At 64.4% G+C, this 22,025-nt stretch carries 20 protein-coding genes and 1 pseudogene; 10 read left to right on the top strand and 11 right to left on the bottom strand.

The annotated features are described in order from the left end of the window. Window positions 1-428: 428 nt before the first annotated feature. The 5 genes from ACYCO6_RS36325 to ACYCO6_RS36305 all read right to left on the bottom strand — a co-directional run bounded on the left by ACYCO6_RS36325 (window position 429) and on the right by ACYCO6_RS36305 (window position 6,422). On the bottom strand, window positions 429-2,231 hold the full coding sequence (locus ACYCO6_RS36325; protein WP_459774060.1) for an AAA family ATPase: 1,803 nt from the start codon (window positions 2,229-2,231) through the stop codon (window positions 429-431). A 403-nt stretch (window positions 2,232-2,634) separates the two neighbouring features. Then, complete coding sequence (locus tag ACYCO6_RS36320; protein WP_459774058.1) at window positions 2,635-3,765, bottom strand: phage major capsid protein; 1,131 nt, start codon at window positions 3,763-3,765, stop codon at window positions 2,635-2,637. A 413-nt stretch (window positions 3,766-4,178) separates the two neighbouring features. Continuing rightward, on the bottom strand, window positions 4,179-4,430 hold the full coding sequence (locus tag ACYCO6_RS36315) for a hypothetical protein (protein ID WP_459774057.1): 252 nt from the start codon (window positions 4,428-4,430) through the stop codon (window positions 4,179-4,181). A gap of 175 nt (window positions 4,431-4,605) precedes the next feature. Then, window positions 4,606-4,779 (bottom strand): hypothetical protein, encoded by a 174-nt coding sequence (locus ACYCO6_RS36310; RefSeq protein WP_459774055.1) that lies wholly within the window; start codon window positions 4,777-4,779, stop codon window positions 4,606-4,608. A gap of 1,358 nt (window positions 4,780-6,137) precedes the next feature. After that, complete coding sequence (locus ACYCO6_RS36305) at window positions 6,138-6,422, bottom strand: hypothetical protein (RefSeq protein ID WP_459774053.1); 285 nt, start codon at window positions 6,420-6,422, stop codon at window positions 6,138-6,140. A gap of 247 nt (window positions 6,423-6,669) precedes the next feature. On the opposite strand from ACYCO6_RS36305, the gene ACYCO6_RS36300 reads away from it, so the two are divergent. The 5 genes from ACYCO6_RS36300 (at window position 6,670) to ACYCO6_RS36280 (ending at window position 10,275) form a co-directional block, all read left to right on the top strand. Beyond that, window positions 6,670-7,173: a helix-turn-helix domain-containing protein gene (locus ACYCO6_RS36300; RefSeq protein ID WP_459774052.1), complete on the top strand. Its 504-nt coding sequence runs from the start codon at window positions 6,670-6,672 to the stop codon at window positions 7,171-7,173. A 4-nt stretch (window positions 7,174-7,177) separates the two neighbouring features. Beyond that, on the top strand, window positions 7,178-7,390 hold the full coding sequence (locus tag ACYCO6_RS36295; protein WP_459774050.1) for a hypothetical protein: 213 nt from the start codon (window positions 7,178-7,180) through the stop codon (window positions 7,388-7,390). 38 nt (window positions 7,391-7,428) lie between these two features. Continuing rightward, window positions 7,429-7,761 carry a Rap1a/Tai family immunity protein gene (locus ACYCO6_RS36290; protein ID WP_459774049.1) on the top strand — a complete coding sequence of 111 codons (333 nt, stop codon included), beginning with the start codon at window positions 7,429-7,431 and terminating at the stop codon, window positions 7,759-7,761. A gap of 284 nt (window positions 7,762-8,045) precedes the next feature. Further along, a complete protein-coding gene (locus ACYCO6_RS36285) occupies window positions 8,046-8,759 on the top strand; it encodes a hypothetical protein (RefSeq protein WP_459774048.1) in 714 nt (237 codons plus the stop codon). Between the two features lie 272 nt (window positions 8,760-9,031). Next, a protein-coding gene (locus ACYCO6_RS36280; protein WP_459761871.1) for an IS3 family transposase occupies window positions 9,032-10,275 on the top strand; the annotation gives its coding sequence in 2 pieces (ribosomal slippage) (window positions 9,032-9,356 and window positions 9,356-10,275; 1,245 coding nt in all). A gap of 598 nt (window positions 10,276-10,873) precedes the next feature. On the opposite strand, the gene ACYCO6_RS36275 is transcribed toward ACYCO6_RS36280, so the two are convergent. From ACYCO6_RS36275 to ACYCO6_RS36250, 6 genes are all read right to left on the bottom strand, one after another. Beyond that, complete coding sequence (locus ACYCO6_RS36275; protein WP_459774062.1) at window positions 10,874-11,077, bottom strand: class IIb bacteriocin, lactobin A/cerein 7B family; 204 nt, start codon at window positions 11,075-11,077, stop codon at window positions 10,874-10,876. 366 nt (window positions 11,078-11,443) lie between these two features. Beyond that, on the bottom strand, window positions 11,444-13,246 hold the full coding sequence (locus tag ACYCO6_RS36270; RefSeq protein ID WP_459774060.1) for an AAA family ATPase: 1,803 nt from the start codon (window positions 13,244-13,246) through the stop codon (window positions 11,444-11,446). A gap of 403 nt (window positions 13,247-13,649) precedes the next feature. Beyond that, on the bottom strand, window positions 13,650-14,780 hold the full coding sequence (locus ACYCO6_RS36265) for a phage major capsid protein (protein WP_459774058.1): 1,131 nt from the start codon (window positions 14,778-14,780) through the stop codon (window positions 13,650-13,652). Window positions 14,781-15,193: 413 nt separating this feature from the next. Continuing rightward, window positions 15,194-15,445 (bottom strand): hypothetical protein, encoded by a 252-nt coding sequence (locus ACYCO6_RS36260; RefSeq protein WP_459774057.1) that lies wholly within the window; start codon window positions 15,443-15,445, stop codon window positions 15,194-15,196. A gap of 175 nt (window positions 15,446-15,620) precedes the next feature. Continuing rightward, on the bottom strand, window positions 15,621-15,794 hold the full coding sequence (locus ACYCO6_RS36255) for a hypothetical protein (protein ID WP_459774055.1): 174 nt from the start codon (window positions 15,792-15,794) through the stop codon (window positions 15,621-15,623). Between the two features lie 1,358 nt (window positions 15,795-17,152). Beyond that, a complete protein-coding gene (locus ACYCO6_RS36250; protein WP_459774053.1) occupies window positions 17,153-17,437 on the bottom strand; it encodes a hypothetical protein in 285 nt (94 codons plus the stop codon). 247 nt (window positions 17,438-17,684) lie between these two features. Here ACYCO6_RS36250 and ACYCO6_RS36245 point away from each other — a divergent pair, with 247 nt between their 5' ends. The 5 genes and pseudogenes from ACYCO6_RS36245 (at window position 17,685) to ACYCO6_RS36225 (ending at window position 21,288) form a co-directional block, all read left to right on the top strand. After that, window positions 17,685-18,188: a helix-turn-helix domain-containing protein gene (locus ACYCO6_RS36245; protein ID WP_459774052.1), complete on the top strand. Its 504-nt coding sequence runs from the start codon at window positions 17,685-17,687 to the stop codon at window positions 18,186-18,188. 4 nt (window positions 18,189-18,192) lie between these two features. Beyond that, the gene (locus ACYCO6_RS36240; RefSeq protein ID WP_459774050.1) at window positions 18,193-18,405 is read left to right on the top strand and encodes a hypothetical protein; all 213 of its coding nucleotides are present in this window, start codon (window positions 18,193-18,195) and stop codon (window positions 18,403-18,405) included. Between the two features lie 38 nt (window positions 18,406-18,443). Then, window positions 18,444-18,776: a Rap1a/Tai family immunity protein gene (locus ACYCO6_RS36235; protein WP_459774049.1), complete on the top strand. Its 333-nt coding sequence runs from the start codon at window positions 18,444-18,446 to the stop codon at window positions 18,774-18,776. Between the two features lie 284 nt (window positions 18,777-19,060). Further along, entirely contained in the window at window positions 19,061-19,774 is a 714-nt protein-coding gene (locus tag ACYCO6_RS36230) for a hypothetical protein (protein WP_459774048.1), read from the top strand. Between the two features lie 272 nt (window positions 19,775-20,046). Beyond that, window positions 20,047-21,288: pseudogene (locus ACYCO6_RS36225) on the top strand (IS3 family transposase). Window positions 21,289-22,025: the final 737 nt, after the last annotated feature.

Below are 22,025 nucleotides of genomic sequence, written 5' to 3'. Positions count from 1 at the left end.
GATGTCAGTTCCCGCCCTACCGGGCGAGCAGTCAGATGCTTCTTCCATTTTGCTGCAAACATGACTTTCCCCTTTTCACTGACGACAAGTTGGGGACCTAAAAATCTATACTCCCTAACGGCGCACCACCCTAATCTTTGTTAGTATCGTTCCTGATCCCGCGCGCGAGCGGAAATTCGCCTAACCTCATTTATGGAACCGGATTTCGGGCCAATTCGAAATGCTCGCGAGTGGAATTTCCGGGGTCGAACAAATGCCCGAGTCCAGGCATCCGGAAGCCCGGTAATTCCGCCTCGCGAGCGCCCGAGAATTATTCGAAATAGGCGCCCGGTCCTAATTCGAATTTCCGGCCCGGTGCCCAGGCGAGCTGCTATCGAAGCTGGGCGGGATCCTCTTTTGACCGCAGAGTGCAACCCTCACTTCACACGTTAGGCAGGCCCAACGTAGGCCAGCACGTGATCCACTAGGGCAAAAATCGGTTCGAACGCTGCGAATGCCGAGGGCGGAAACGTAGCCGTAGCCGCGGCGATGGTCGCCTTCTGACTATCGGGAGCGACGAGGACTGCAGCCCCGGGAACGCCCGGGACCTCCTCTTCAACCAAGAGCGGACGCACGTGTGTGTCCTCGAAGAGCAATTCGATCGTAAGCCGAGAACGGCTCTTCAGCCCCGAGCTGAAGCCCGCATACGAGGGTCGGAACGGGGGCACGGGCAGAAGCGCCGCCCAGACCGACGCGCCGCGGCGCTTCCGGTAAGCGCACGCAGCTGCGAGGTCTTCGGTTTCCGCCTTCGCGGCCGTGATCATGCCGTTCCACTGCTCGTAACCCTCACGGTCGAAATCGAACAGCGCGAGAAACCGGTCAATCCGGCTGTCGCTTAGAGCATCGGCGAGCGGACCCATCGTGTCGGTTTCCGCACCGAGGAACGATCGCACGCTCTTGGCGCCTCCGGCCGACATAAGGTTGAAGGGCATGGGCTGGCCCGGCCGCTGCCGCGTCCAAGCCGTCCGCAGGATCTCCGCGTCGGTTCGGCCTTCGGTCACGACGACCATCCGGTTGCCCGGGCTGGAGAACACTGAACTACTCAGATCGAACGCGGCGATGGCGACATCCTCAGGAGTGATGCCTGCGAAGCTCGGCGTAGGATCCTCGGTCACCTGCCCCGTAGGATCGCGCTTTAGGATGATGTGCTTGGCCAACGGGGAGCCGTGCACGACGAACGGCGAGTGCGTAGCGACGATGAGCTGGTTGTGCGCGTCACCCGTCTTCGGGATGATCGCCTCGTAGAAGGGGAGAACTTTCGATTGCCAAGTCGGGTGCAGGCTTAACTCGGGTTCGTCGACAAGAACGACCGCTCTCTCTAGTGCCTCTGCCTCGCGCAATAGGAACGCCCCGCGGAAGACAACCTGCTTCTCCCCCGTGCTGAGCTTCGCGAGTGGCATCCGTCTGCCGAACTGCTCGAACACCGGAGTGAGATTGCCCTCCGACGAGTCGAGGCCGGCGAACGTCTTGCCCTCGAACAAGCGGCCAAAAGCTTCGGTCAGCGGTCCGATCCGGCGGTCGATTGTCTCGGCGGACGGACGCCCATCCAGAGTGTTGCGCAGCCAGTCTGCCGCGTCGTTGTTGTCGGCCGTGCGTAGGTCAACGATGAGCTGTGCGATTTCCTCCGCCAGTTGCGACCCGCCGCGCATCCAGTTCTGGAATTTGTGGTCTTCCGGCCTCTGCACCTTGCCGGTGGCGGAATTGATGGTGGGGACCTTAAAGGTGGTGTTGGCCTCGCTGAGGAAACATCCCAGATCACCAAGCGTCGTTCTGACGGTCTCAGGAAACGTGATGACGTTCCCGCTTGCGGGCGCCCAGAGGTAGCGCTCAAGCGTCACATCGCGGCGGCTTGGTTCCGGAAAGAAAAGCCGGATGCCGATGCCATCGAAGGTATGCCAAGGCGACGTCTCTTCGGCTGGACCCACGGAGGAGTGGTTGCCACGCAGAGTATCAGCGATCGCGCGGTGGGGCTCGACGAAGACGGTAGCACGGAATGACGGGGCAGCTCGCACTGGCTCGTAGGTATCCGGACCCAGAGCAAGAAAGATTGTCTCCAGCACGGCCGTCTTGCCGCAGCCGTTTTCGCCAGCGATGACGACGGTGGATGGTGCCCGGCCAGCCGCGTCGCGGAAATCGAGCGCGAGGCTACCCAGCGCCGGGTGGCCCTCAATCTCAACCCCGGCAACGCGCATTCCAACCAGTTCCCCTTATTGATCGGACCGTCGCAACATCTCGCGATGTCGCCGCCGCTACTCGCGCCACTCCGCGTTCGCAGCTCTTACTGAAGATCTGCTTTAAAGTGGGACCCCTGTCTTAGGGGAGGATGCCGGCCGCGCCCTGGCAATTCCAAACAGGGCCGCCGGCTCAGGGTGTTTCAGGCCACCGCCCTATGGGCCTCGCCGGGGCTGGAGAACCCCCGACTGTCCGCCGACCACGCGCAGGCCGGCGGAATTCGGAATTGCCGGCCGCGCCCCTGTCTCTGATAGGGGCCGCCGGCTCTCGGTGTTGTTGCGGTCACCGCCGAGTGGACCGCGCCGGGGTCAAGGAACCCCCCGACTATCCGCCGACCCCTTCCAAAGCCGGCGGAATTCGCGATTACGGGGTGATCAGGTTGCCCTTCACGAAGGCCCGCGGATCGCGCACGACGAAGGCCAGCCGCTGCTCTGCGCGGATCGCGTAGAGGTTCTTCACGAAGAAATCGGCGTGGCTGTCAGTGATCAGGACTTCGGTATCGAGCCGGTCGTAGATCTCGGCCGCATTGAAGTCCCCGACCAAGAAATCATTCGGGGCCAGCGCGTTCGTTCCAACCCACGGAATAGACCACAGCAGGTTCACCAGACCTTCATACGGCCCGCCGCCGATATAACGGCCCTGTCCGTCTTTGATGCTGTGCAGCCGGAAGGCATCGGCCATGTTGAGCACGATGGCCGAGGGCCGGAAGTTGGCGACGCTTGCCTGTGCGAGAGCCTGCAAGAGCCGATCGAAGGGGGTCTCATCCGCGACGGTGAACGGCGCCTCGAAGTCGGTCGCCTGGGGCATCAGGCCCTTCAGGTTGTCGCCGGTGCCGTTGCCGTAGGCGAGCTGATCCTCTTCCTTCTCCGCGAGGTTGTAGCGGAGTTCGGAGTCTATCAGCGCCTGAAGCCCTACCGCGTCGTCGAGAGCCTGCCGGGTCACGGGCACCCACGTGGCCAGGGTGATCACGCGGAACGTCTGCTCGACGTATTCAAGCGAACCCTCGCCTTTGAGAGTGCCTTCTGGTGCAGGGTTGGCTGCATTCACGCGGCCGTTCTGCACCATCAGCGTGACTTGGTTGGACTCGGTCCGGAGGTTCCGACACAGGGACCGGATCGTGAGGGGCCGGCGGGGTGTCGGCTGGACGCCAGCGCGGTCCGGCGCGACCAAGCCGCCCAAGGCGCCGCTGACGCTGCTCGACGTGATCGTGGCCTTCGTCTCCACACGGGAGGTGCCGCGATAGCCGGACGCCTTGAACTCGCGCAGCGCGTCGCTGTTCGCCACCATGGCACCGATGGAGCGGCCGCCATTGTCGAAGGGGTCGCCGACCGGGCCACCGGTGCCACCGCCGCGGCGGGCCACCTTCTGTTCGGTGTCCGCGATACGGAGGTCGAACTCGGCCAGCCGCTGCGCCTGCTCGGCTTCCTTGCGGAGGATGTCCGCCCGGGCCCGCTGGAGACCGTCAGCAGCGGCCTTGAACTCAGCCGCGCCCACGCCTGTCTCAGGCGCGAGGGCAACGCGGGGCATGCCCGGGATGGCGAGGGACGCCAGGAAGCTCGCCGGGATCGCGCCGGCGACGACGTGATGACGGGTCATAGAAGGGCGCTCGCGGGACGGCCCGGCACGCGGCTCGGGCGTGGTCAGGGGTGCCGGACGGATCCGGCGCGGCTATCCGGGAAGGTCGTCTGCTCCGTGCCCCGCATCGTCCCGACGCGCTGGACCTGAGCCTTCCCGGTCCACCCCCTGCGTCCCGCAGGGCTGGCATCTCGGGGCATCGCCCCCGGTTCGCAGCATCCCGCAGCGTCCCTTGAACGATGCTCAGTAGGTAGGGGCCTCGATTGATGTCGTCAATGAATGAATGTTGATCGATCGATAGCGTAGATCTATGGCCTGTGGACGGCTGTGGACTAGTTCGGCCGTGCACCCTGCGGCGGGACCATCTCCACGAGGGCCTGAGCCACCGCGAGAAGGCGAGCCGCTGTCTTGCGTGGGCCGTCCAGCTCCATCGATCGGCCGACAAGCATGCCGAATGCGTCGTCTATCGCGTCCGACTCCGGGATCCCCGACGCCACCGCACGCTGAAGCACCACCCTCACCGCTTCTGCCGTGGGCAGCCCGGCGAGATCCTCGGCCATCGCGCCGCCTGTCGTGTTCGTCATCGTGATCGCTCCGAATTCGCGGATTTGGCCAATTGCTGGAAAACGGGCTCAGGCCGGCGGGTCGGATCGGGTCCGAGATTTCCAGGCTGCGAGGAAAATCCCTCTGCGCGGCATCCAGGGCGGTCGACGCCTTGATCGGCGGCAAGAACGACCCCGCCCCCTGCCTTCGCTGTGATCAGACCGGCTCAAGCTGCAGGCCAGCGCGCTCCATCAGCGCCAGCCCTGCCGCGTCCACATCGTGGTAGCAGCCGAGTGCCTCGCCCTCGGTGCCGTAGGCGTAGACCGATCCGGCCCGGGATCTCACGATGGATCCGATGAAGGTTCCGCGGTGGTAGAGGTCGAGGGACATATCCCGTCTCCGGGTACGCAATACAGGCGGTCAAGCTACCACGGAAATCAGTTGGACGGGACTCGTGTTCCGGGTCTGGACTCCAGCGCAATTGCCGGCGCGCTTGGCGAATTCGAATTCGACTCGGGCTTAATTGGGTCGGGTCTAATTCGCGTCGCCTAATTGCCTGCTGCTAATTCGGTGCGGTGGAATTCCGGGCCTCGAATTAGGCGCACCGACTCCGAGATGCGCCTTGCCGGTAGCCCCTTTGCCCGGGTGCCGCTGCAATTCGGCAATTCGAATTCCCGCACCGACTCCGTGATGCTGGTCGTCGGCAGCCCCTTGCGACGTGTCCGCTTGCCTGAGCCTCGCGCGGATAGCTCTGTCCTGAGTCGGTAGTGAGCGTCCCATCGGGCCGGTTGAGACTCATCCTGCTCCGTTTCTTTCGCTTCGCTTATTCGGTCGGGCCGGCATTCGGTGCGGGCCTCAGTACCGTAGGGCGCTCGGCATCAACCGAGTGCACCGGTCCTGCCTTCATCGCTACGCCGCCGAATGTGGCGCCCTGCAAGTCGCGACTTGGAGTGGCGGGCGCCATACTTGTCCGGCCTAGAGTCTCTTAAGTCGCGCACGTGAGTCATATACGCGCGCCCGCGGGGGTAGATCGAGGCTTTGGTTAATAGCCGTTAAGTGGAACGATAGATGGGCGCATGCTATTGGACAAGCGCCGGTCGGGGCCGCCATGTTGCGCTACCTTGGATCGAGGGCCGTGGCCTCGGCCTTTCCTTCTCCAATCCATTCTGCGGGCACAGGACGAGCATCAGTGCTCTGGCGAGTGGTCAAGTAGCCGCCAAGCTTGGAAGCCCGCCACGCGCCTCCGCTCGCGATCCTACGGGCATTCTGCACCGTGCCCTTCAAACCTCATGATCCCGAGGTTCGGGGCATGGGCCTATGCGGCGCGGCTCGCTTCAATCGCGATGTCGAATTCGGCCGCCCGGGCAATTAGCCGTCGGATCGAGGCGCGCAGGGCAATTAGGGTTCCGGGCGAATTAGAATGGCCGCCGGCTGCCTTCGCAATTCGGGTCAGCCTATTGAGGTCGACAATTCGCTGATCGAGGGCGCTTAGAATTACCGCCTCGCGTTCGGCGGGCTCTAGGCTGGCCAATTCCAATCGGGTCGGGAGCCGATTGCACATGGGCGCACCTCAAATTCAAATTGATGTGCGGATCGTACTCTCTAATTTGATTTGAGGCGAGCGGGCGGAAATGCGAGCGGCCGCCCCGGGTGGAGCGGCCGCTAGGGTTGAGTGCCGGCTACGCCTTGTTGCGAACCCTGCCCCGCTCTGATCATCAGCGCGTTGCCGCGCTCGATCAGTGCCATCGTCAGCTGCTCGGCCTGGGGCGGCCACTGGTCGGCAACCTGCTTCGCTCCTCACGCGAGGCTTTCACCTCGGCGACCAGCTCGCGCGGCGATCCGGTATCGGCGCGCCCCGCGTTTCGCCCCTCACGCAATGCGGCCAGTTCGGTCTGCAACGCCTCGATACGGGTGTGGAGCTGCCCCGCGTTGATCGCTAGCTCGACAAGCTGATCCTGCGCCTCGGCAAGCCGGGCGCGCAGTTCGCTGTTCTCGACAGTGAGAGCCAGCACCAGGAGGTCGCGCTCGGACATAGCCTAGCAGTACGAACTGAGCCTCGCAGTGCCTATAACCTAATGTAGGTTCGACTCGTTTGAGGGGCGGGTGTGTCCCGCTCACACCGTAGAAGAAGCGGCCTAAGCCCTTCTGCCGTTGTTCAACCGTTGCACGAGAGACAAGCCCTAACGCGCGCCAGGAACTGCAGTTTCACATCGTTTCGCACTAGGGTAACGGCAACGTTGTGTCCTGAAATCCTCATATCGTTAGGATCTTCTTAACTACGTGCTCCGCAACGTTGCAGGCTCGTGTGCCAGCAATGGGCCGCAACTGATGTCTTACACCCTCGCGGCCGCAGCAGAGGCAGCCGGCGTAACGAAGCCGACCGTGTGGCGGTGGATGAAGGCGGGCCACGTCTCAGGCACGAAGGCCGAGGACGGCACGCTCCGGATCGATCCGGCCGAGCTGCACCGTTACCTCGACAGCGTGAAGACAACGCCCGTGCCGGAGAAGCCGCAACAGGCCGATACGGCCTCAGAGGCGCCTGTCACGCATAACGACACGCTGCCCGAGCTAATTACGCTCCGTTCCGAGGTCGAGAAGCTGAAAGCCATCCTCGAAATGGAGCGGCAACGCGGGCAGGAGTGGAAGGAGCAGGCGGACCGGTGGGCTGCTCAGGCCGAGCGCCTCGCCATTGCACCGCCGGTTCCGGCTCCTGCAACGGGGCCCGAAACACCTTCTGTGACCGCAGAGCGTCGCGGTTGGTGGCCATTCCGACGAGCGGGGTAGGGCGATGAGCGAACGGCAGGCGACGGCGATCCGCCGGCAGATTTCCCGGCTCGCGGTCGAGATCGAGCAGGCTGAGGCTGACACGATCTGCCCTGGCCGGATCGAGGTGTTGGAGGCCCTGCTTGAGTTCCACACGCGCCGGCTGGGAGAGGTGGCAGAGCAGGGTGACCTCGAAGGACCCTACGCGGACCGACTGCCGCCTTCGAGGGCTGCCTGATGCCTTCTCACGTCGTTGGAACGATGAGGCCAAACCGAGTGATTAGGTACACCCTGGTCGTAGCTCTGGCGCTCTGTGCCTCGCAAGCGCAGGCTCAGAGCAAGCTCTCCGACGTGAAGAAGGCAAGCGAGTTCTCAGCCTCCTGCCAGCCGAGCGCCTTGGAGGTGCAGAAATCCTACCTCGCCGGCTTCGTCACGGGCGCTGCGGACGCGTCAGTGGGCAAGCACATCTGCCCGAAAGAAGCGGTCAGCACACAGCAGCTCGTGGATACGTTCTGCGGCTACCTCAAGGCACATCCCAAGAACCTGAACCGGCCGGGTGGCCTACTGCTCGGGCTCGCGCTCTCGGAGGCGTGGCCCTGCAAGCAGTGAACCGCCGAATTTGACAGGGCCAGCCTGAGAGGGGACGAATAGCCAAGCCGCGTGGTGCGGCGAGTCGAGAGGCTTAGAAACACGAAACCCGCCACGAGGGCGGGTCACATGCCGGGGCCGAAGCACCGGGGTAGTTTCAAGATTGGCGTCTGAAGCTTCCTCGAAATTCGAGCCCTCCGCAAGGGGAAATCGCTGATTTCCTCGATGGCGGAGCTATGCCGGTGTGCGGCTGTGTCCTCGCGACGGGTCTCCCGATCCGAGGATGATCCATGTTCGCACACCAGTTGCGGGCGGCCGTCGAGGCTGCGCCGCGCACGGGGCTCGTCGAGCTATCGGCGGCGCTCTGGAAGGCCTTCGCCGCCAATGCCGTGACGGAGGCCGAGGCGGAGGAACTGTCGACGCTTATCGAGGCGCGGAAGGCGGTCGGCAAAACTGAGGACCCTCAGTTTGGCGCCGGCAAAGGCGAGAAATTCTCACGTTTTCCGGCCCACCGCCTGCAGCGCCCGCCAGTCCGCTCCGCCGCGATCGAGCGCCGCCGCCGCCTTGCCGCATCCGGACCGATGCCGCCGGCCCTGGCCGCGCGCTTCACCACCGGGGAGCTGGCCGTCCTGCGGATCGTAGCGGACGAACACCGGGACCGGGGATCCTGCAGCCTGTGCCTCGATGCGATCGCCGCGCGGGCCGGGGTGAGCCGCTCGCTGGCCAAGGGAGCCATCAGGCAGGCGCGCCGGCTTGGCATGGTCGAGGTGGTCGAGCGCCGTCTCGTAGGCGCCAAGAGCCTCCCCAACGTCGTCACGGTGGTGGATCGGGAGTGGCTCGCGTGGATCGCCCGTGGAAAGCGGATAGGGGGCAGAAATCAGCCCACCACGGAAAGAAAGGTTTTCGAGAAGGAGAAAGCTGCCGGCCGTAGTGCGATTCTGTACAGAAATGAGGAAGTTCCAGGCACTAGGCGCGTTCTCCCCTCCCCGCATTCGCCCCGATTTGGCAGATTTGCTTGATGCTCGTTTGGCGGCCGCCACTGCTACCGCTATATTGCCTCGGTCGGCAGTCGGACGCTGCTTAGGAGGCATCTGGACGGGAAGTTCCCCCGAACCTTTCAGTCACGCATCGCGAGATGGGCTCAATGTCCCGGGGTGAGAGCCGGGTCGGCGAAATCTAAGCCCGCGCTGACAGGAAGGCGGGTCAAATGACGCTTGGTGAGTGCTCCTCCGCCTCCCGGTTGCTTGAGACACCCCGTTAGCGGACGGTCTCCGCGACAGGGGTGAGGACGATGAGCTCGGATACGAAGGCAGATGCAGGCGCAGTCGGTCCTGGTCGCGGCGGGCGCATGTCCCGGCAGCGCAAGCGGGATGCGGTGCTGCGGCTGCTGCGCGGCGAGGACCTGGAGAGCGTCTCGCGCAGCTTAGGCGTGACGGCCGCGACCTTGTCGGGCTGGCGCGACGCCTTCCTGACGGCGGGCGAGGCCAGTCTCTCCACCCGGTCCCTTGATGCGGACGCGCTGGAGAGCGGGCGACTGAAGGCCAAGCTCGGCGAGATGCTGATCGAGCGCGAGTTGCTGGAGGCCAAGATCGCTGCCCTGGAGGCGCGCGGCCCCGGCCCTTTGGCCCGCAGGAGGTCGCGGCTATGAGCCGGGCCGTCTCGCCTGCCAGCGGCAAAGCTTACGGACTGGCCCGGGTGTGCCGGATCTGGCGCGTGTCGCGCGCCACCGTCCACCGGCACCTCTCACCCGCCCGGCCCGAGCCGTCGCGCCGTCCCGGCCCGGTCGGGCCGATGCCGGATGCGGCGCTACTCACGCAGATCCGCGCCACCCTCACGGACAGCCCCTTTCACGGCGAGGGTCACCGCAAGGTCTGGGCGCGGCTGCGCCACAAGGGCGTGCGCACCTCCAAACGCCGCGTGCTGCGCCTGATGCGCGCCCATGATCTGCTCGCCCCCTCTCGCGTCGGCACACCGCGCGGCCCGCGCAACCACGACGGCACCATCGTCCCGGAGAGGGTGGACACGATGTGGGGCACTGATCTGACCACCACCTGGACGGCTGAGGGGCAGGTCGCGGTGTTCGTGGCCGTCGACCACTGCTCGGCCGAATGCGTGGGCCTCCATGCGGCGCGCCGGGCCACGCGCTTTGAGGCGCTGGAGCCGATCCGCCAGGGTGTGCGGCAGCGCTTCGGCGGCTTTACGGCCGAGATCGCCTCCGGCCTGAGTGTCCGGCACGATCACGGCAGCCAGTACATGTCGGACGATTTCCAGGCGGAGCTGGCGTTCCTGGGTATCGCAAGTTCGCCCGCCTTCGTGCGAGCGCCGGAAGGAAATGGCTGCGCCGAGCGCTTCATCCGCACGCTCAAGGAGAACCTGCTGTGGGTGAAGCACTTCGACACGGTCGAGGACCTGCGCCGCGCGCTGCTGGCGTTTCGCGACCTCTACAATAAGACGTGGCTGATCGAGCGGCACGGGTTCCGACCACCAGCCGCCATTCGCACCGCGCAGCTTCCACCCGCGGCCTTGGCCGCATAGGCTTCAGATCGGTGTCTCACAATCCGCGGGCGGTACAGTGCATCGTCATCGTGCTCATGATCGTTCAGATCTGGGTCGCGGTCCGCTACTAAGGCGGCGCGGGCCGTAAGGCCCGTGTGACAGGAAAACGGAGCTCTTAGGGGAGGGCTCTCGTTTCTCCCGCCGGCATTCCCAATCGGTCAAACCCGCCGCCAAAAAGGAAAACCCCCGGGGTGAGAGGCCCGGGGGTTTGGGTCGAATTCGTCTTGGTGTGTGCGCCCATATTATGTGGGCCTCAGCTTTTCTGAGTCAATCAGAATGCGCTCGAATTAGCGCGAATGAGCTCGAACGCGATCGAACTCGCTCGAATGAGAAACGAGAAAGGCGGTCATTCGAATTTGCTCCGCCGGATCAATTCGGCCTCGCGCGGAGCGTGCGTACGGTCGCGTAAGGCCGTTTATGGCATCAGTGTTCCGGTCGCCTCTACACGACGGCATGCGCGTATCAGTTCGGCAGGGGTAGGGCCTTCCGCATGCAGGATGCACAGCGGTGAGCACCCTGCATGCGGTGGAAAGAGCGGGAACCCTGTCCCGCCCGTATAAAGCTTGGTCAATCTGTGTCAGGAGGGGCCGTGTGTATTTTGTAGCTTGCCTGAGCCATTGCTATCATTGGTCAAGCCGCTCCCGGCCCAAGTCGCTGTTGAGTTCCCATATCCTGTAACGATCGGCTTCACACCTCCTGATACCATTTTTAATTCTTCAGATGTCAGTTCCCGCCCTACCGGGCGAGCAGTCAGATGCTTCTTCCATTTTGCTGCAAACATGACTTTCCCCTTTTCACTGACGACAAGTTGGGGACCTAAAAATCTATACTCCCTAACGGCGCACCACCCTAATCTTTGTTAGTATCGTTCCTGATCCCGCGCGCGAGCGGAAATTCGCCTAACCTCATTTATGGAACCGGATTTCGGGCCAATTCGAAATGCTCGCGAGTGGAATTTCCGGGGTCGAACAAATGCCCGAGTCCAGGCATCCGGAAGCCCGGTAATTCCGCCTCGCGAGCGCCCGAGAATTATTCGAAATAGGCGCCCGGTCCTAATTCGAATTTCCGGCCCGGTGCCCAGGCGAGCTGCTATCGAAGCTGGGCGGGATCCTCTTTTGACCGCAGAGTGCAACCCTCACTTCACACGTTAGGCAGGCCCAACGTAGGCCAGCACGTGATCCACTAGGGCAAAAATCGGTTCGAACGCTGCGAATGCCGAGGGCGGAAACGTAGCCGTAGCCGCGGCGATGGTCGCCTTCTGACTATCGGGAGCGACGAGGACTGCAGCCCCGGGAACGCCCGGGACCTCCTCTTCAACCAAGAGCGGACGCACGTGTGTGTCCTCGAAGAGCAATTCGATCGTAAGCCGAGAACGGCTCTTCAGCCCCGAGCTGAAGCCCGCATACGAGGGTCGGAACGGGGGCACGGGCAGAAGCGCCGCCCAGACCGACGCGCCGCGGCGCTTCCGGTAAGCGCACGCAGCTGCGAGGTCTTCGGTTTCCGCCTTCGCGGCCGTGATCATGCCGTTCCACTGCTCGTAACCCTCACGGTCGAAATCGAACAGCGCGAGAAACCGGTCAATCCGGCTGTCGCTTAGAGCATCGGCGAGCGGACCCATCGTGTCGGTTTCCGCACCGAGGAACGATCGCACGCTCTTGGCGCCTCCGGCCGACATAAGGTTGAAGGGCATGGGCTGGCCCGGCCGCTGCCGCGTCCAAGCCGTCCGCAGGATCTCCGCGTCGGTTCGGCCTTCGGTCACGACGACCATCCGGTTGCCCGGGCTGGAGAACACTGAACTACTCAGATCGAACGCGGCGATGGCGACATCCTCAGGAGTGATGCCTGCGAAGCTCGGCGTAGGATCCTCGGTCACCTGCCCCGTAGGATCGCGCTTTAGGATGATGTGCTTGGCCAACGGGGAGCCGTGCACGACGAACGGCGAGTGCGTAGCGACGATGAGCTGGTTGTGCGCGTCACCCGTCTTCGGGATGATCGCCTCGTAGAAGGGGAGAACTTTCGATTGCCAAGTCGGGTGCAGGCTTAACTCGGGTTCGTCGACAAGAACGACCGCTCTCTCTAGTGCCTCTGCCTCGCGCAATAGGAACGCCCCGCGGAAGACAACCTGCTTCTCCCCCGTGCTGAGCTTCGCGAGTGGCATCCGTCTGCCGAACTGCTCGAACACCGGAGTGAGATTGCCCTCCGACGAGTCGAGGCCGGCGAACGTCTTGCCCTCGAACAAGCGGCCAAAAGCTTCGGTCAGCGGTCCGATCCGGCGGTCGATTGTCTCGGCGGACGGACGCCCATCCAGAGTGTTGCGCAGCCAGTCTGCCGCGTCGTTGTTGTCGGCCGTGCGTAGGTCAACGATGAGCTGTGCGATTTCCTCCGCCAGTTGCGACCCGCCGCGCATCCAGTTCTGGAATTTGTGGTCTTCCGGCCTCTGCACCTTGCCGGTGGCGGAATTGATGGTGGGGACCTTAAAGGTGGTGTTGGCCTCGCTGAGGAAACATCCCAGATCACCAAGCGTCGTTCTGACGGTCTCAGGAAACGTGATGACGTTCCCGCTTGCGGGCGCCCAGAGGTAGCGCTCAAGCGTCACATCGCGGCGGCTTGGTTCCGGAAAGAAAAGCCGGATGCCGATGCCATCGAAGGTATGCCAAGGCGACGTCTCTTCGGCTGGACCCACGGAGGAGTGGTTGCCACGCAGAGTATCAGCGATCGCGCGGTGGGGCTCGACGAAGACGGTAGCACGGAATGACGGGGCAGCTCGCACTGGCTCGTAGGTATCCGGACCCAGAGCAAGAAAGATTGTCTCCAGCACGGCCGTCTTGCCGCAGCCGTTTTCGCCAGCGATGACGACGGTGGATGGTGCCCGGCCAGCCGCGTCGCGGAAATCGAGCGCGAGGCTACCCAGCGCCGGGTGGCCCTCAATCTCAACCCCGGCAACGCGCATTCCAACCAGTTCCCCTTATTGATCGGACCGTCGCAACATCTCGCGATGTCGCCGCCGCTACTCGCGCCACTCCGCGTTCGCAGCTCTTACTGAAGATCTGCTTTAAAGTGGGACCCCTGTCTTAGGGGAGGATGCCGGCCGCGCCCTGGCAATTCCAAACAGGGCCGCCGGCTCAGGGTGTTTCAGGCCACCGCCCTATGGGCCTCGCCGGGGCTGGAGAACCCCCGACTGTCCGCCGACCACGCGCAGGCCGGCGGAATTCGGAATTGCCGGCCGCGCCCCTGTCTCTGATAGGGGCCGCCGGCTCTCGGTGTTGTTGCGGTCACCGCCGAGTGGACCGCGCCGGGGTCAAGGAACCCCCCGACTATCCGCCGACCCCTTCCAAAGCCGGCGGAATTCGCGATTACGGGGTGATCAGGTTGCCCTTCACGAAGGCCCGCGGATCGCGCACGACGAAGGCCAGCCGCTGCTCTGCGCGGATCGCGTAGAGGTTCTTCACGAAGAAATCGGCGTGGCTGTCAGTGATCAGGACTTCGGTATCGAGCCGGTCGTAGATCTCGGCCGCATTGAAGTCCCCGACCAAGAAATCATTCGGGGCCAGCGCGTTCGTTCCAACCCACGGAATAGACCACAGCAGGTTCACCAGACCTTCATACGGCCCGCCGCCGATATAACGGCCCTGTCCGTCTTTGATGCTGTGCAGCCGGAAGGCATCGGCCATGTTGAGCACGATGGCCGAGGGCCGGAAGTTGGCGACGCTTGCCTGTGCGAGAGCCTGCAAGAGCCGATCGAAGGGGGTCTCATCCGCGACGGTGAACGGCGCCTCGAAGTCGGTCGCCTGGGGCATCAGGCCCTTCAGGTTGTCGCCGGTGCCGTTGCCGTAGGCGAGCTGATCCTCTTCCTTCTCCGCGAGGTTGTAGCGGAGTTCGGAGTCTATCAGCGCCTGAAGCCCTACCGCGTCGTCGAGAGCCTGCCGGGTCACGGGCACCCACGTGGCCAGGGTGATCACGCGGAACGTCTGCTCGACGTATTCAAGCGAACCCTCGCCTTTGAGAGTGCCTTCTGGTGCAGGGTTGGCTGCATTCACGCGGCCGTTCTGCACCATCAGCGTGACTTGGTTGGACTCGGTCCGGAGGTTCCGACACAGGGACCGGATCGTGAGGGGCCGGCGGGGTGTCGGCTGGACGCCAGCGCGGTCCGGCGCGACCAAGCCGCCCAAGGCGCCGCTGACGCTGCTCGACGTGATCGTGGCCTTCGTCTCCACACGGGAGGTGCCGCGATAGCCGGACGCCTTGAACTCGCGCAGCGCGTCGCTGTTCGCCACCATGGCACCGATGGAGCGGCCGCCATTGTCGAAGGGGTCGCCGACCGGGCCACCGGTGCCACCGCCGCGGCGGGCCACCTTCTGTTCGGTGTCCGCGATACGGAGGTCGAACTCGGCCAGCCGCTGCGCCTGCTCGGCTTCCTTGCGGAGGATGTCCGCCCGGGCCCGCTGGAGACCGTCAGCAGCGGCCTTGAACTCAGCCGCGCCCACGCCTGTCTCAGGCGCGAGGGCAACGCGGGGCATGCCCGGGATGGCGAGGGACGCCAGGAAGCTCGCCGGGATCGCGCCGGCGACGACGTGATGACGGGTCATAGAAGGGCGCTCGCGGGACGGCCCGGCACGCGGCTCGGGCGTGGTCAGGGGTGCCGGACGGATCCGGCGCGGCTATCCGGGAAGGTCGTCTGCTCCGTGCCCCGCATCGTCCCGACGCGCTGGACCTGAGCCTTCCCGGTCCACCCCCTGCGTCCCGCAGGGCTGGCATCTCGGGGCATCGCCCCCGGTTCGCAGCATCCCGCAGCGTCCCTTGAACGATGCTCAGTAGGTAGGGGCCTCGATTGATGTCGTCAATGAATGAATGTTGATCGATCGATAGCGTAGATCTATGGCCTGTGGACGGCTGTGGACTAGTTCGGCCGTGCACCCTGCGGCGGGACCATCTCCACGAGGGCCTGAGCCACCGCGAGAAGGCGAGCCGCTGTCTTGCGTGGGCCGTCCAGCTCCATCGATCGGCCGACAAGCATGCCGAATGCGTCGTCTATCGCGTCCGACTCCGGGATCCCCGACGCCACCGCACGCTGAAGCACCACCCTCACCGCTTCTGCCGTGGGCAGCCCGGCGAGATCCTCGGCCATCGCGCCGCCTGTCGTGTTCGTCATCGTGATCGCTCCGAATTCGCGGATTTGGCCAATTGCTGGAAAACGGGCTCAGGCCGGCGGGTCGGATCGGGTCCGAGATTTCCAGGCTGCGAGGAAAATCCCTCTGCGCGGCATCCAGGGCGGTCGACGCCTTGATCGGCGGCAAGAACGACCCCGCCCCCTGCCTTCGCTGTGATCAGACCGGCTCAAGCTGCAGGCCAGCGCGCTCCATCAGCGCCAGCCCTGCCGCGTCCACATCGTGGTAGCAGCCGAGTGCCTCGCCCTCGGTGCCGTAGGCGTAGACCGATCCGGCCCGGGATCTCACGATGGATCCGATGAAGGTTCCGCGGTGGTAGAGGTCGAGGGACATATCCCGTCTCCGGGTACGCAATACAGGCGGTCAAGCTACCACGGAAATCAGTTGGACGGGACTCGTGTTCCGGGTCTGGACTCCAGCGCAATTGCCGGCGCGCTTGGCGAATTCGAATTCGACTCGGGCTTAATTGGGTCGGGTCTAATTCGCGTCGCCTAATTGCCTGCTGCTAATTCGGTGCGGTGGAATTCCGGGCCTCGAATTAGGCGCACCGACTCCGAGATGCGCCTTGCCGGTAGCCCCTTTGCCCGGGTGCCGCTGCAATTCGGCAATTCGAATTCCCGCACCGACTCCGTGATGCTGGTCGTCGGCAGCCCCTTGCGACGTGTCCGCTTGCCTGAGCCTCGCGCGGATAGCTCTGTCCTGAGTCGGTAGTGAGCGTCCCATCGGGCCGGTTGAGACTCATCCTGCTCCGTTTCTTTCGCTTCGCTTATTCGGTCGGGCCGGCATTCGGTGCGGGCCTCAGTACCGTAGGGCGCTCGGCATCAACCGAGTGCACCGGTCCTGCCTTCATCGCTACGCCGCCGAATGTGGCGCCCTGCAAGTCGCGACTTGGAGTGGCGGGCGCCATACTTGTCCGGCCTAGAGTCTCTTAAGTCGCGCACGTGAGTCATATACGCGCGCCCGCGGGGGTAGATCGAGGCTTTGGTTAATAGCCGTTAAGTGGAACGATAGATGGGCGCATGCTATTGGACAAGCGCCGGTCGGGGCCGCCATGTTGCGCTACCTTGGATCGAGGGCCGTGGCCTCGGCCTTTCCTTCTCCAATCCATTCTGCGGGCACAGGACGAGCATCAGTGCTCTGGCGAGTGGTCAAGTAGCCGCCAAGCTTGGAAGCCCGCCACGCGCCTCCGCTCGCGATCCTACGGGCATTCTGCACCGTGCCCTTCAAACCTCATGATCCCGAGGTTCGGGGCATGGGCCTATGCGGCGCGGCTCGCTTCAATCGCGATGTCGAATTCGGCCGCCCGGGCAATTAGCCGTCGGATCGAGGCGCGCAGGGCAATTAGGGTTCCGGGCGAATTAGAATGGCCGCCGGCTGCCTTCGCAATTCGGGTCAGCCTATTGAGGTCGACAATTCGCTGATCGAGGGCGCTTAGAATTACCGCCTCGCGTTCGGCGGGCTCTAGGCTGGCCAATTCCAATCGGGTCGGGAGCCGATTGCACATGGGCGCACCTCAAATTCAAATTGATGTGCGGATCGTACTCTCTAATTTGATTTGAGGCGAGCGGGCGGAAATGCGAGCGGCCGCCCCGGGTGGAGCGGCCGCTAGGGTTGAGTGCCGGCTACGCCTTGTTGCGAACCCTGCCCCGCTCTGATCATCAGCGCGTTGCCGCGCTCGATCAGTGCCATCGTCAGCTGCTCGGCCTGGGGCGGCCACTGGTCGGCAACCTGCTTCGCTCCTCACGCGAGGCTTTCACCTCGGCGACCAGCTCGCGCGGCGATCCGGTATCGGCGCGCCCCGCGTTTCGCCCCTCACGCAATGCGGCCAGTTCGGTCTGCAACGCCTCGATACGGGTGTGGAGCTGCCCCGCGTTGATCGCTAGCTCGACAAGCTGATCCTGCGCCTCGGCAAGCCGGGCGCGCAGTTCGCTGTTCTCGACAGTGAGAGCCAGCACCAGGAGGTCGCGCTCGGACATAGCCTAGCAGTACGAACTGAGCCTCGCAGTGCCTATAACCTAATGTAGGTTCGACTCGTTTGAGGGGCGGGTGTGTCCCGCTCACACCGTAGAAGAAGCGGCCTAAGCCCTTCTGCCGTTGTTCAACCGTTGCACGAGAGACAAGCCCTAACGCGCGCCAGGAACTGCAGTTTCACATCGTTTCGCACTAGGGTAACGGCAACGTTGTGTCCTGAAATCCTCATATCGTTAGGATCTTCTTAACTACGTGCTCCGCAACGTTGCAGGCTCGTGTGCCAGCAATGGGCCGCAACTGATGTCTTACACCCTCGCGGCCGCAGCAGAGGCAGCCGGCGTAACGAAGCCGACCGTGTGGCGGTGGATGAAGGCGGGCCACGTCTCAGGCACGAAGGCCGAGGACGGCACGCTCCGGATCGATCCGGCCGAGCTGCACCGTTACCTCGACAGCGTGAAGACAACGCCCGTGCCGGAGAAGCCGCAACAGGCCGATACGGCCTCAGAGGCGCCTGTCACGCATAACGACACGCTGCCCGAGCTAATTACGCTCCGTTCCGAGGTCGAGAAGCTGAAAGCCATCCTCGAAATGGAGCGGCAACGCGGGCAGGAGTGGAAGGAGCAGGCGGACCGGTGGGCTGCTCAGGCCGAGCGCCTCGCCATTGCACCGCCGGTTCCGGCTCCTGCAACGGGGCCCGAAACACCTTCTGTGACCGCAGAGCGTCGCGGTTGGTGGCCATTCCGACGAGCGGGGTAGGGCGATGAGCGAACGGCAGGCGACGGCGATCCGCCGGCAGATTTCCCGGCTCGCGGTCGAGATCGAGCAGGCTGAGGCTGACACGATCTGCCCTGGCCGGATCGAGGTGTTGGAGGCCCTGCTTGAGTTCCACACGCGCCGGCTGGGAGAGGTGGCAGAGCAGGGTGACCTCGAAGGACCCTACGCGGACCGACTGCCGCCTTCGAGGGCTGCCTGATGCCTTCTCACGTCGTTGGAACGATGAGGCCAAACCGAGTGATTAGGTACACCCTGGTCGTAGCTCTGGCGCTCTGTGCCTCGCAAGCGCAGGCTCAGAGCAAGCTCTCCGACGTGAAGAAGGCAAGCGAGTTCTCAGCCTCCTGCCAGCCGAGCGCCTTGGAGGTGCAGAAATCCTACCTCGCCGGCTTCGTCACGGGCGCTGCGGACGCGTCAGTGGGCAAGCACATCTGCCCGAAAGAAGCGGTCAGCACACAGCAGCTCGTGGATACGTTCTGCGGCTACCTCAAGGCACATCCCAAGAACCTGAACCGGCCGGGTGGCCTACTGCTCGGGCTCGCGCTCTCGGAGGCGTGGCCCTGCAAGCAGTGAACCGCCGAATTTGACAGGGCCAGCCTGAGAGGGGACGAATAGCCAAGCCGCGTGGTGCGGCGAGTCGAGAGGCTTAGAAACACGAAACCCGCCACGAGGGCGGGTCACATGCCGGGGCCGAAGCACCGGGGTAGTTTCAAGATTGGCGTCTGAAGCTTCCTCGAAATTCGAGCCCTCCGCAAGGGGAAATCGCTGATTTCCTCGATGGCGGAGCTATGCCGGTGTGCGGCTGTGTCCTCGCGACGGGTCTCCCGATCCGAGGATGATCCATGTTCGCACACCAGTTGCGGGCGGCCGTCGAGGCTGCGCCGCGCACGGGGCTCGTCGAGCTATCGGCGGCGCTCTGGAAGGCCTTCGCCGCCAATGCCGTGACGGAGGCCGAGGCGGAGGAACTGTCGACGCTTATCGAGGCGCGGAAGGCGGTCGGCAAAACTGAGGACCCTCAGTTTGGCGCCGGCAAAGGCGAGAAATTCTCACGTTTTCCGGCCCACCGCCTGCAGCGCCCGCCAGTCCGCTCCGCCGCGATCGAGCGCCGCCGCCGCCTTGCCGCATCCGGACCGATGCCGCCGGCCCTGGCCGCGCGCTTCACCACCGGGGAGCTGGCCGTCCTGCGGATCGTAGCGGACGAACACCGGGACCGGGGATCCTGCAGCCTGTGCCTCGATGCGATCGCCGCGCGGGCCGGGGTGAGCCGCTCGCTGGCCAAGGGAGCCATCAGGCAGGCGCGCCGGCTTGGCATGGTCGAGGTGGTCGAGCGCCGTCTCGTAGGCGCCAAGAGCCTCCCCAACGTCGTCACGGTGGTGGATCGGGAGTGGCTCGCGTGGATCGCCCGTGGAAAGCGGATAGGGGGCAGAAATCAGCCCACCACGGAAAGAAAGGTTTTCGAGAAGGAGAAAGCTGCCGGCCGTAGTGCGATTCTGTACAGAAATGAGGAAGTTCCAGGCACTAGGCGCGTTCTCCCCTCCCCGCATTCGCCCCGATTTGGCAGATTTGCTTGATGCTCGTTTGGCGGCCGCCACTGCTACCGCTATATTGCCTCGGTCGGCAGTCGGACGCTGCTTAGGAGGCATCTGGACGGGAAGTTCCCCCGAACCTTTCAGTCACGCATCGCGAGATGGGCTCAATGTCCCGGGGTGAGAGCCGGGTCGGCGAAATCTAAGCCCGCGCTGACAGGAAGGCGGGTCAAATGACGCTTGGTGAGTGCTCCTCCGCCTCCCGGTTGCTTGAGACACCCCGTTAGCGGACGGTCTCCGCGACAGGGGTGAGGACGATGAGCTCGGATACGAAGGCAGATGCAGGCGCAGTCGGTCCTGGTCGCGGCGGGCGCATGTCCCGGCAGCGCAAGCGGGATGCGGTGCTGCGGCTGCTGCGCGGCGAGGACCTGGAGAGCGTCTCGCGCAGCTTAGGCGTGACGGCCGCGACCTTGTCGGGCTGGCGCGACGCCTTCCTGACGGCGGGCGAGGCCAGTCTCTCCACCCGGTCCCTTGATGCGGACGCGCTGGAGAGCGGGCGACTGAAGGCCAAGCTCGGCGAGATGCTGATCGAGCGCGAGTTGCTGGAGGCCAAGATCGCTGCCCTGGAGGCGCGCGGCCCCGGCCCTTTGGCCCGCAGGAGGTCGCGGCTATGAGCCGGGCCGTCTCGCCTGCCAGCGGCAAAGCTTACGGACTGGCCCGGGTGTGCCGGATCTGGCGCGTGTCGCGCGCCACCGTCCACCGGCACCTCTCACCCGCCCGGCCCGAGCCGTCGCGCCGTCCCGGCCCGGTCGGGCCGATGCCGGATGCGGCGCTACTCACGCAGATCCGCGCCACCCTCACGGACAGCCCCTTTCACGGCGAGGGTCACCGCAAGGTCTGGGCGCGGCTGCGCCACAAGGGCGTGCGCACCTCCAAACGCCGCGTGCTGCGCCTGATGCGCGCCCATGATCTGCTCGCCCCCTCTCGCGTCGGCACACCGCGCGGCCCGCGCAACCACGACGGCACCATCGTCCCGGAGAGGGTGGACACGATGTGGGGCACTGATCTGACCACCACCTGGACGGCTGAGGGGCAGGTCGCGGTGTTCGTGGCCGTCGACCACTGCTCGCCGAATGCGTGGGCCTCCATGCGGCGCGCCGGGCCACGCGCTTTGAGGCGCTGGAGCCGATCCGCCAGGGTGTGCGGCAGCGCTTCGGCGGCTTTACGGCCGAGATCGCCTCCGGCCTGAGTGTCCGGCACGATCACGGCAGCCAGTACATGTCGGACGATTTCCAGGCGGAGCTGGCGTTCCTGGGTATCGCAAGTTCGCCCGCCTTCGTGCGAGCGCCGAAGGAAATGGCTGCGCCGAGCGCTTCATCCGCACGCTCAAGGAGAACCTGCTGTGGGTGAAGCACTTCGACACGGTCGAGGACCTGCGCCGCGCGCTGCTGGCGTTTCGCGACCTCTACAATAAGACGTGGCTGATCGAGCGGCACGGGTTCCGACCACCAGCCGCCATTCGCACCGCGCAGCTTCCACCCGCGGCCTTGGCCGCATAGGCTTCAGATCGGTGTCTCACAATCCGCGGGCGGTACAGTGCATCGTCATCGTGCTCATGATCGTTCAGATCTGGGTCGCGGTCCGCTACTAAGGCGGCGCGGGCCGTAAGGCCCGTGTGACAGGAAAACGGAGCTCTTAGGGGAGGGCTCTCGTTTCTCCCGCCGGCATTCCCAATCGGTCAAACCCGCCGCCAAAAAGGAAAACCCCCGGGGTGAGAGGCCCGGGGGTTTGGGTCGAATTCGTCTTGGTGTGTGCGCCCATATTATGTGGGCCTCAGCTTTTCTGAGTCAATCAGAATGCGCTCGAATTAGCGCGAATAAGACAACGCGATCGAACTCGCTCGATGGAACACGAGAAAGGCGGTCATTCGAATTTGCTCCGCCGGATCAATTCGGCCTCGCGCGGAGCGTGCGTACGGTCGCGTAAGGCCGTTTATGGCATCAGTGTTCCGGTCGCCTCTACACGACGGCATGCGCGTATCAGTTCGGCAGGGGTAGGGCCTTCCGCATGCAGGATGCACAGCGGTGAGCACCCTGCATGCGGTGGAAAGAGCGGGAACCCTGTCCCGCCCGTATAAAGCTTGGTCAATCTGTGTCAGGAGGGGCCGTGTGTATTTTGTAGCTTGCCTGAGCCATTGCTATCATTGGTCAAGCCGCTCCCGGCCCAAGTCGCTGTTGAGTTCCCATATCCTGTAACGATCGGCTTCACACCTCCTGATACCATTTTTAATTCTTCA

Source organism: Methylobacterium sp. CM6257 (assembly GCF_054611515.1).
Note: the sequence above shows the minus strand (reverse complement) of the source record. Positions and strands in the feature narration are given on the sequence as shown.

What these genes read in the sequence shown, in the direction of transcription:
- ACYCO6_RS36260 (WP_459774057.1), bottom strand. Translation starts at nt 15,445, where the DNA reads ATGACGAACACGACAGGCGGCGCGATGGCCGAGGATCTCGCCGGGCTG.
- ACYCO6_RS36295 (WP_459774050.1), top strand. Translation starts at nt 7,178, where the DNA reads ATGAGCGAACGGCAGGCGACGGCGATCCGCCGGCAGATTTCCCGGCTC.
- ACYCO6_RS36240 (WP_459774050.1), top strand. Translation starts at nt 18,193, where the DNA reads ATGAGCGAACGGCAGGCGACGGCGATCCGCCGGCAGATTTCCCGGCTC.
- ACYCO6_RS36250 (WP_459774053.1), bottom strand. Translation starts at nt 17,437, where the DNA reads ATGTCCGAGCGCGACCTCCTGGTGCTGGCTCTCACTGTCGAGAACAGC.
- ACYCO6_RS36315 (WP_459774057.1), bottom strand. Translation starts at nt 4,430, where the DNA reads ATGACGAACACGACAGGCGGCGCGATGGCCGAGGATCTCGCCGGGCTG.
- ACYCO6_RS36275 (WP_459774062.1), bottom strand. Translation starts at nt 11,077, where the DNA reads ATGTTTGCAGCAAAATGGAAGAAGCATCTGACTGCTCGCCCGGTAGGG.
- ACYCO6_RS36305 (WP_459774053.1), bottom strand. Translation starts at nt 6,422, where the DNA reads ATGTCCGAGCGCGACCTCCTGGTGCTGGCTCTCACTGTCGAGAACAGC.
- ACYCO6_RS36270 (WP_459774060.1), bottom strand. Translation starts at nt 13,246, where the DNA reads ATGCGCGTTGCCGGGGTTGAGATTGAGGGCCACCCGGCGCTGGGTAGC.
- ACYCO6_RS36310 (WP_459774055.1), bottom strand. Translation starts at nt 4,779, where the DNA reads ATGTCCCTCGACCTCTACCACCGCGGAACCTTCATCGGATCCATCGTG.
- ACYCO6_RS36325 (WP_459774060.1), bottom strand. Translation starts at nt 2,231, where the DNA reads ATGCGCGTTGCCGGGGTTGAGATTGAGGGCCACCCGGCGCTGGGTAGC.
- ACYCO6_RS36255 (WP_459774055.1), bottom strand. Translation starts at nt 15,794, where the DNA reads ATGTCCCTCGACCTCTACCACCGCGGAACCTTCATCGGATCCATCGTG.